The sequence below is a fragment of the Bacillus sp. JJ1532 genome, from assembly GCF_036965085.1.
Lineage (GTDB): Bacteria > Bacillota > Bacilli > Bacillales > Cytobacillaceae > Cytobacillus.
On record NZ_JBALOW010000008.1, the window covers coordinates 29,542 to 38,804 of the forward strand.

General features: G+C 36.8%; 10 protein-coding genes. 3 read left to right on the forward strand and 7 right to left on the reverse strand.

Features of this window, described 5'->3' with window-relative positions:
* Positions 1-61 precede the first annotated feature (61 nt).
* The 6 genes from V7122_RS03810 to V7122_RS03835 form a co-directional block, all read right to left on the reverse strand.
* Positions 62-484, reverse strand: a complete 423-nt coding sequence (locus tag V7122_RS03810) for a cupin domain-containing protein (protein ID WP_335344487.1) — start codon at positions 482-484, stop codon at positions 62-64.
* Between the two features lie 94 nt (positions 485-578).
* On the reverse strand, positions 579-2,042 hold the full coding sequence (gene aldA / locus V7122_RS03815; protein ID WP_335344488.1) for an aldehyde dehydrogenase: 1,464 nt from the start codon (positions 2,040-2,042) through the stop codon (positions 579-581).
* A 157-nt stretch (positions 2,043-2,199) separates the two neighbouring features.
* Positions 2,200-2,910 (reverse strand): FadR/GntR family transcriptional regulator, encoded by a 711-nt coding sequence (locus tag V7122_RS03820; protein WP_335344489.1) that lies wholly within the window; start codon positions 2,908-2,910, stop codon positions 2,200-2,202.
* Between the two features lie 166 nt (positions 2,911-3,076).
* Positions 3,077-3,802 carry an EcsC family protein gene (locus V7122_RS03825; protein WP_335353351.1) on the reverse strand — a complete coding sequence of 242 codons (726 nt, stop codon included), beginning with the start codon at positions 3,800-3,802 and terminating at the stop codon, positions 3,077-3,079.
* Between the two features lie 66 nt (positions 3,803-3,868).
* On the reverse strand, positions 3,869-5,080 hold the full coding sequence (locus V7122_RS03830; protein WP_335344159.1) for an ABC transporter permease: 1,212 nt from the start codon (positions 5,078-5,080) through the stop codon (positions 3,869-3,871).
* Positions 5,073-5,813, reverse strand: coding sequence for an ABC transporter ATP-binding protein (locus V7122_RS03835; RefSeq protein ID WP_335344158.1), 741 nt, complete (start codon positions 5,811-5,813; stop codon positions 5,073-5,075). Before V7122_RS03835 ends, V7122_RS03830 begins: the two co-directional genes overlap by 8 nt.
* Positions 5,814-6,424: 611 nt before the next feature.
* Between V7122_RS03835 and V7122_RS03840 the strand changes: the two genes are divergently transcribed.
* The 3 genes from V7122_RS03840 to V7122_RS03850 all read left to right on the forward strand — a co-directional run bounded on the left by V7122_RS03840 (position 6,425) and on the right by V7122_RS03850 (position 8,824).
* Positions 6,425-6,853, forward strand: a complete 429-nt coding sequence (locus V7122_RS03840) for an HIT family protein (RefSeq protein ID WP_335344157.1) — start codon at positions 6,425-6,427, stop codon at positions 6,851-6,853.
* Between the two features lie 195 nt (positions 6,854-7,048).
* Positions 7,049-8,131, forward strand: a complete 1,083-nt coding sequence (gene serC, locus V7122_RS03845; RefSeq protein ID WP_335344156.1) for a 3-phosphoserine/phosphohydroxythreonine transaminase — start codon at positions 7,049-7,051, stop codon at positions 8,129-8,131.
* Between the two features lie 129 nt (positions 8,132-8,260).
* Complete coding sequence (locus V7122_RS03850; RefSeq protein WP_335344155.1) at positions 8,261-8,824, forward strand: tryptophan transporter; 564 nt, start codon at positions 8,261-8,263, stop codon at positions 8,822-8,824.
* A gap of 42 nt (positions 8,825-8,866) precedes the next feature.
* Here V7122_RS03850 and V7122_RS03855 read toward each other — a convergent pair whose 3' ends face one another.
* Complete coding sequence (locus V7122_RS03855; RefSeq protein WP_335353350.1) at positions 8,867-9,058, reverse strand: hypothetical protein; 192 nt, start codon at positions 9,056-9,058, stop codon at positions 8,867-8,869.
* Positions 9,059-9,263 lie beyond the last annotated feature (205 nt).

Below are 9,263 nucleotides of genomic sequence, written 5' to 3' on the forward strand. Positions count from 1 at the left end.
TGAGAGCCTCCCTTAATTTTTATTCTCTATATAAATTCTACAAACAATTAGAATTTCTTCTTTATTTTTTAGGAAGCATGCAAAGGTCCGTTTCGACGATAATTCTTTCTACATCTACTTGTTTAAGAGAATCATCAATTTGAGAGTAAGCCCATAATATGATTAACTCTTCAGATTCGCTGGCGTTGACAAATCGGTGAGGAATTTTAGCAGGAATAAAGGAAGTATCATAAGGCTCTAATGCGGTTCGAACTCCTTCTACATCACAAAAGGCATTTCCTTTTAAAATAGTTACAGACTCTTCCACATTATGGATATGACATGGCAACCCTTTACCTGGTTCAAACGTTGCCAATCCAACAATAATGGTTTTTGGGCCCATTTCTTTCATCATCATGTCGTGAAATTGTACGCCTTCATCCATTTCAAAAGGTTCTATTTCTTTATATTTTGTTATGACCGGCTGATATAATGTCTCGTTCAACATTTCCACTCCTTTTAATTTTGATAAATTTTATAAAAATATTTAGAGGAAAGCAGATAAATCTTAACTTTCCCCGTTAAATTTTGAATGATTACTATTTTTTGTTTTGATTATATTGAAGATAGACAACATGTGTCTGTAGATACTCTTCTAAACCATGCTTGCCATCTGCTCCACCAATTCCAGATTTTCTCCAGCCTGCATGGAAACCTTGAATAGCCTCAAAGTTCTCTCTATTGATATAGGTTTCACCGAACTTTAACTCATTACATGCACGCATGGCAACATCTATGTTTTGGGTGTAAATAGAAGATGTCAAACCATATTCACAGTCATTAGCCAAATCAATCGCTTCATCTAGGTCTTTAAAGGTTGCAATCGGTAATACTGGACCAAAAATCTCATCTTTCATAATTCTCATATCATTGTTTGTATTAATCAGGACAGTTGGTTCAAAGCAATAGCCAACTTCCCCTGTTCTCTTGCCACCTGTTAATAGCTTTGCTCCTGAAGCAATCGCTTCTTCCACATGCTTCTCAACAGCTTCTAGTGAACTCTTATTGATTAGTGGACCCATATCAATATCAGAATGAACAAGAGGATCGCCAAATTTTGTTTGTTTCATAGCCTCTCCAACTTTTTCATAGAACTCTTCTGCTATATCCTCATGAACATAAACTCGCTCACAACAGTTACATACCTGTCCAGAGTTAATAACACGGGAAGCAACAATGGATTTTACAGCCAGATCTAGATCTGCATCCGCCATGACGATTGCTGGTGCTTTCCCACCTAACTCTAGTGATACCTTTGTAATATTTTCTGCTGCTGCACGCATAACTTCAGCACCTGCATGATAGCTGCCTGTTAAGCTAACTAAACCAACTTTTGGATTGGATGCAAGGTCTTTCCCGATCACACTTCCACTTCCGGTAACAAAGTTGATTACACCTTTTGGCAAGCCCGCCATTTCAACAATCTTCGCGAATTCAAGCGCATTGTTCGGGGATTCAGCACTAGGCTTAAGCACAATTGTATTTCCAGTGATCAAAGCAGGCGCTGCTTTACGTGCAATTAAGAAAAACGGAAAGTTCCAAGGAAGTATTCCCGCAACGACACCAATTGGCTGCTTAAATAATAAAATATTTTCGTTTGGACGATCACTCTGAATAATTTCTCCTTCATAACGTCTAGCCCATTCCGCTGAATAGTCAATATAATCTGCTGTAAAATTTACCTCAACCTCAGCTAAAGCTAGAGTTTTTCCCATTTCTTCAGAAATGACTCTTGCTATATGGTCGGCATTCTCACGGATTCCTTTTGAAATAGCTCTTAAATAATTTGCCCTCTCAATTGCAGGGAGTTTTGCCCACTCCTTCTGAGCAAGTGCTGCCGCATCAACAGCACGCCTTGCATCAGCCACTGTTCCTTTTGGAACCTCTGAAATGATTTCTTCTGTTGCGGGATTAATGACAATTGAAGTTTCATTTGAACTGGATTCAATAAATTCCCCATCAATATACATTTGATACACCTTTACACTTTTAGTCGTAGACATATGCACCCTCCTTAGCATTATTATCTTAACATCAGACCATCTAACCTTAAGAGAATTATAAATAATCACTCTTTTTATGTCAATGTCTTTTTAAAATATTCTGAATATATTTAAAAAAGGATAACTCTACTTTTTATAAAGAGTCATCCTAATTAACTTATTGTTTTTTGTTATGATATTCTAATAATAAATTACTTACGATTGTTAGATGCTCTAACATCGCATTTCCAGCTTCTTCTTGATTGTTATCCTTTATTGCTTGAGCTATTTTCATATGATGGTTTATAGCTTTCTCCTGAATAGCTGAGGATTCGATTACTTTAAACATCCACTCCTTTGTTATATCACGTAAAATATTCATTACTTGCAGCATAAAAGAATTTCTTGCTATTTCAGCAATTGCCGTGTGGAATTCCAAGTCTGTCTTCAAAAATTCTTCATTATTGCTGGCCTTACTCATAGAATGAAGAATGTTATCTAATCTTTCGTGATCAGCAACGGTGGACTTTTCAGCAGCCATTTCTGCTAAATCTGTCTCAAATTTTACTCTTGCTTCAATGAGTTCAGTAATATTGTCAAAACTAATCTTAGACATAAGTGCGAGATGTTTAGTAAAGAACCCTCCAAATGACTCTGTAACAAATGTCCCTTCAGGAACTCTGACTTCAATCAGTTCTAGAGCAGCAAGGGCACGTGTTGCCTCTCTAAGCGTACTTCTTCCTACACCAAATAACTCCATTAACTCTTTTTCGGATGGCAACTTTTCACCAGAAGAAATTGTCCCATTTATTATTAACTCCATCAATTGCTGGACAATATCTTGAGATAGTGTTGTTTTCTTCAATTGATTAATTTTTCCCTCTAGCATACAACCCCTCCATTAATCTGAACATCAGACATTAGAACCTTTTTACTATTATAATATTAATTCATATAGTTTTGTTAATTTTTTGCATTTTTAAGTGAAATAAATTTATATACAAAAAAGCACCCTATAGAATAGACATTTTTGTGCCTGTCCTCTAGGGTACTTTTCACTCTGGCTTTGGGACTGTTTTCAATACTCGCATCCGATATGCATTTTTCGCTGTCTCTCCGAGCTGTTCCATTAAATTATTGTTTGCAAATGCGCCTACAGCGGCCCCAATGCCCGGAACCAACTGAAGCATTTTGACAAAATCGATATAATCACGATACTCTTGCTGAAATTCTCTCCAGTCCATTTCCAAAACTTGAGACTTTCTCACATCCCATTCCTCAACAATCTGCCAGGTTTCTCTTCTCTTTTCACTGCTTGAAAAAGCCAGCTTGAACACATGAAGAATAAATAACCGTTCTTCATATTCATTTGTATCAAAACCGTAAATAGCTGCCGCTTCAAATAGAAATTTCATTTTTATCGTTAAAAGCAGCGGAAAGTCAGCCAATCCGAGCAGAATTCCGCCTGCTCCAGTTCCAGCTCCCTCAACGATAGCTGTTTTTTTATAGGAGGAGAATTTTTCAGTAAGCTTTTTATCCATTTCCTCTAGCGAATGGCAAGCTGTTTGTTTTTTTCGCGTTGTTAAATTGGAACCGACAAGTGTTGCCTTTACCATATTCTTTATACTGTCAGTTAGGATTTGATGTGCCTTTTCTGGGATCAGACTATTCACTTTTGTTTGTGCTTTTTTTGACAGGCGATTTAACATCCCGGATTTTTTAAATAATTTATGTTTCCACTCTTCAATCTCTTTATATGCTTGCAACTCATACTCATTCATATGCTACCCATCCTTTTTTTTCTTACTAATAAATACGGTAACGGGAATGAATAGTTTCATTCATATTCATGATTTCAGTCTTTTCGTAATATATACATTTGTAAAAAAGTAGGCAAAACCTAATCCAGCTATTAGAGTAATGAAGGCTAACATCCCCTCGCCTTTTAATAAAATCGCTATGGCTAATAAAAGGGATTGTAAATATAAAACCCTTGAGAGCAGCCGCTTAAAGGCTTTTTCTTTTAATTCCTCCTTGATTGGATAAAGCTTGATCCAAAGTTTATTTTGATGATGGTTCCAAAGAGGAATTAACTGAAACCCAGTTAAATAAATAAAAAGCAGCGCAACGATTGTCTGACCTAGTCCAAAGGAAATAAAATAAAGAACACCAATACAAATAAGAGTTAATCGGATAAATAACCCAAAGTAATCACCTGCCCGCAGAAAGGTTCTTACATAAAGATGGTTGAAAGTTTCCTTTTGTGCAAAGGATATCTTGCTGAACACCCAATCAAGCCATTTACGCCTCTTCACACGGTCCCTTAACTTCGGAACATCGGTAAATAAATTGGCTAGCCGATAGAAGGAAGTCATTCTTCTCTCTTCCATCTCGATTAAATACTCCCATTTCAAGCCTTTATCCATTGTATTTCTGTGATAAAAGAATAGTAAACCCATTAATAACAACACCACAGGAATCAGAAAAATAATTCTGGCATTCGAAAAGAGAAAGAAAAGGAAAACAGCATTTATCGCATATCTTACAAGCGAGTCAATGACATGAACTTTTGTTTCAACAAAATACAGGACCTTCCAGCGGACAATGACATTCAACGCTTTTATTATGAGAATCACGAATAAAAAAGGCATAAACTTATTAAAGTCCCCGTCATTCACCCTTGCGTACATTGGTATAAAAACACCAAGTCCAAGAAAAATAAGGTATGCGTGTACAGCAAAGCTCACTATAATTGAGCGGAAAAAATAGCGTGAAAGCTTGCTTTCCAATGGCAGCAGAAATATTTTGTCTGCTTCAGATAGAAAAGTACTGATTGGACTGTAGGTTAACAGTAATCCAATCACAACAGCCATTATGGCCGCCGCCGGAAATTGCTCAGGGACCGTTTTTAACCACTCCTGGTAAAAATATGCTGCTGTTCCAATTAAAAAAAGCAGTACAATTACTATATGACCATTAAATATATATCGGGAATAACGAGAAAGCTCCTTCATTCTTTGATTGAATCGCTCTCTCCACAACTTCTTCTCATCAAACATAATTTTCTTCCTTTGTCAGCTGAATATAAATATCATCTAATGTAGCATCCTGCATAGAAAATTGCTCCCTTAGTTCACTTAATGTTCCTTTTGCCCGGATCTTTCCCTCATGTAAAATGACAAAACGGTCACAATATCTTTCCGCAGTTGCCAGAATGTGAGTTGACATTAGAATCCCCGCGCCGTTTTCTTTCATTTTATTCATTAAATCAAGAAGGGATTGAATTCCAAGCGGATCAAGCCCGACAAATGGCTCATCCACAATATAAAGGTCAGGCTGAACTAAAAAGGCGCACATGATCATTACCTTTTGTTTCATCCCTTTTGAAAAATGAGCAGGAAACCACTTAAGCCTTTTTTCCATGCGGAATTCCTTTAAAAGCTTGTCCGCCCTTTCCTTATACTCCTCCATTTTTAACCCATAGGCCATGGCTGTTATTTTCAGATGATCTTCTAAAGTCAATTCATCATATAATATGGGTGTTTCTGGCACAAAGGTAAATTGCTTTCGATATGCTTCTTTGTCTTGATGGAATCTCTTTCCATTTATTGTGATTGTTCCGCTGTGCGCCTCCATTAACCCTATGACATGCTTGATTGTTGTACTTTTTCCTGCACCATTTAAACCAATTAAACCAACGAGTTCTTTTTCATTTACCTCAAAAGATATATCCTTTAATACGGGATTTTTCGTATATCCGCCCGTCACATTTTCAATTTTCAAAAGAGCCATGCTATAACGTCCTTCCCTATATACTACAACCATTGTAAAAAACACTTGAGCCAATTGTCCAATTTGCTTATCCATTTTCTAAAAAATCTTTTCTAACATGTATATGAAATTTCAAGACGGGTATTCTAATCTATGAAGGGGAAACAAGCTATTTGATAACGTAAAGAATTATCAAATTTTGAAATGAGGTGTCTGTCGCAGACAATGAACATTTCAATATAAGCTAAGCTTCCAACGTTTTAAAAATAAGGGGATGGTTACATTGGGCAATGTTCTAATTAACCAAGAAGATCAAAGCGAATAACAACACTACACTTAAAAAATGAGGTGTTTGTTAAAGACAATATCCTGCTTTATACGTTTTAGTAAAAACTTATAAAGAATTGGGGATGGTCAGCTTGAACAATGATCGAATCTCTCTAGACGTAAACACAATCATTCAAGAATAAATGAGGTGTTTATCAAAGGGAATGACCTGAAATAGAAACGTATAAAAAGAAGCAATCCCCTTCACGAAGGCGGGATTCCCTAGCGGATCCTGCCTTTTATCCGTTTATTCATTATGGTATTATAGGGAATATTGAATAATCTTGGGAGAAGGAGTGTTTTGTGTGAGCAATTGTATTTTTTGTAAAATTGTTAATGGAGAGATTCCCTCAGCAAAGGTATTTGAAAATGAACATGTATTAGCTTTTCTTGATATTAGTCAGGTAACTAAGGGCCATACATTAGTGATACCAAAATTACATACTGAAAATATTTTCGATATGAATGCTGAAACAGCGAGAACGCTTTTTGAAGCAGTTCCGCAAATTGCAAACGCAATTAAAGAAGATTGTGAGCCTTTAGGAATGAACATTTTGCAGAATAACGGCAAGGAAGCTGGTCAAGAAGTCTTCCATTTCCATCTGCACTTAATCCCTCGTTATGGCAAAGGGGATGGCTTTGGCGCGGTATGGAAAACGCATAATTCTGAATATACCCCACAGGATTTGCAGGAAATAGCCAAAGGGATTAACAGTAGAATCGCATCGAAATAAAGAGATTAATCTTGTTAATTATCCACAAACTAAAGGAGCTCTTTCAACTTTTTGGAAGGCTCCTTTTTTTGCCACTTTTTTCAGAAAGTTTGTAATTCCTCCTGTACAAATGATTTATTTTTGTTACCATAGGATTATCTTTTTATCTTATTACAGCGTTAAGGCGAAGCTTATACTATTTTTGGAGGGGCTAATATGAAAAGAGCACTAAATTTTAATGCGGGACCAGCTGCTCTGCCGTTATCAGTATTACAAGAAGCTGAGAAGAATTGGCTTAATTATAACGGCAGCGGTATGGCTGTTATGGAATTAAGTCACAGAAGCAAAGAATATGAAGCGATTCATCAAAAAGCACAGGATTTACTACGAAGCATCCTATCGATACCAGACAGCTATGAGGTTCTGTTCCTTCAAGGTGGAGCAAGTCTTCAATTTTCAATGGTTCCGATGAATCTGATTACAGAAGGAAAGGTAGGAAATTATGCTTTAACTGGTGTTTTTGCTGAAAAAGCATTACAGGAAGCCGAAAAAATTGGGCAAACCTATGTTGCTGCCTCAAGTGAGAAAGAAAATTATCGTTTTATTCCTAATGTTAATGATATTGAGCTTTCAAAGGAAGCAGCTTATCTTCATATTACAAGCAATAATACGATTTATGGCACTCAGTGGAATCAATTTCCATCCAATAAAGAGGTTCCTTTAATTACTGATATGTCCAGTGATATTTTAAGTAAAGGAATAAATATTGAAGATTTCGATCTTATATATGCTGGGGCACAGAAGAACATGGGACCATCCGGGGTTACCGTTGTGATTATGAATAAGAAGCTCCTATCCAATTCAAATCGTTCACTGCCAACTATGCTAAACTACAATACTTTTGCAAAAAACAATTCCCTCTACAACACGCCACCAACATTAGCAATCTATTTATTAAAGCTTGTTCTTGAGTGGGTCGAGCAAGAAGGCGGTTTGCCAGTCATCGAAAAGAGAAATGAAGAGAAGGCGAAAATTCTATACGATTGTATGGACGAAAGTGAAGGCTTCTATATTGGACACGCTGAGAAAGAAAGCAGATCCAAGATGAATGTTACCTTTAATCTAAAAGATGAGGAAACATCGAAAGGTTTCCTTCAGCAAGCTAAGGAAGCTGGCTTCATTGGCTTGAACGGACATCGTTCTGTTGGAGGCTGCCGTGCATCAATTTATAACGCGATTCCGGTTGAACAAGTTGAACAGCTTGCAAAGTTTATGAAAGCATTTAAAAATAATTATTAACTGAAAAATTACTCTTTAATATAAAGCAATGTATGTTATAATTAGTGCAAGTTTCTTGCTGCAGGCAACGAGTGCACTGCAGAAGGGATAAATATTAATAGCTTAGTATAGCAGAGGAGAAGATGAGAAATGAATACGAAAAATCTTGTAGCCCTAGCCCTCTTAGTTGGGATGGGAACAGTATTGCATGCAGTTGTTCCGGGATTCTTTTTTGGAATGAAGCCAGATATGATGTTAACGATGATGTTTATTGGAATTATTCTTTTTCCAAATAAAAAGAGTGTGTTGCTTCTTAGTATAGTAACAGGAATTATAGCTGGTTTAACAACTACATTCCCTGGTGGCCTAATTCCAAATATCATTGATAAACCGATTACTGCATTTGTATTCTTAGGATTATTCTTAGCTTTAAAGAAATTCCAAAAGTCCATTGTTAGTGCAGCCATTCTTACAGCGGTGTGTACGATTGTATCTGGGATTGTATTTTTATCGTCAGCTTTATTCATTGTCGGTCTGCCTGGACCATTCACTGCTTTATTCGCAGCAGTTGTTTTGCCAGCAGCTGCAGTTAATACGATCGTAATGGTTGTCCTTTATCCAGTGGCGCTTTCAATTGTGAAAAGAACAAAACTAAATGATTCAACAGTCGTTATTACACAAAATAATGGCGCAGATCGTAAGCTTATTGATTAATAACGTGAAACAAAAACCCGCTTCATTAAGCGGGTTTTTACTTTATTGCAAGCTATACATAAAAGCACCTATTAATAATAAAACAATCCCCCCGGCTCCTAAGGCAGCTGCTCTTTTTCTCAATATATATTTAGGCGGGTAAAAACCTGGCTTTCTCATTGCTAACATGAAATAAACGCCACCGGCGATCAGAACGGCCCCAATTGTAAAAAATCCTGTTGTTATCCCTGACATACGGACCCCCTCCCCTCTTTCTTGCAACTTGCATGTAGTCTCTTTCTTTATCTTTATGCTTGAATCCTTGCTCGTATGTAAAAGGAAGAAAGGATTGATCCATACTAAGAAAAGCGGAAGCGCCTTCGGAACAATCAAAGAACAATTGTTCCCGCGATGAATATTCGCAGAAGTATTCCTTTGTGTTCACCCCCGACAAGCACAA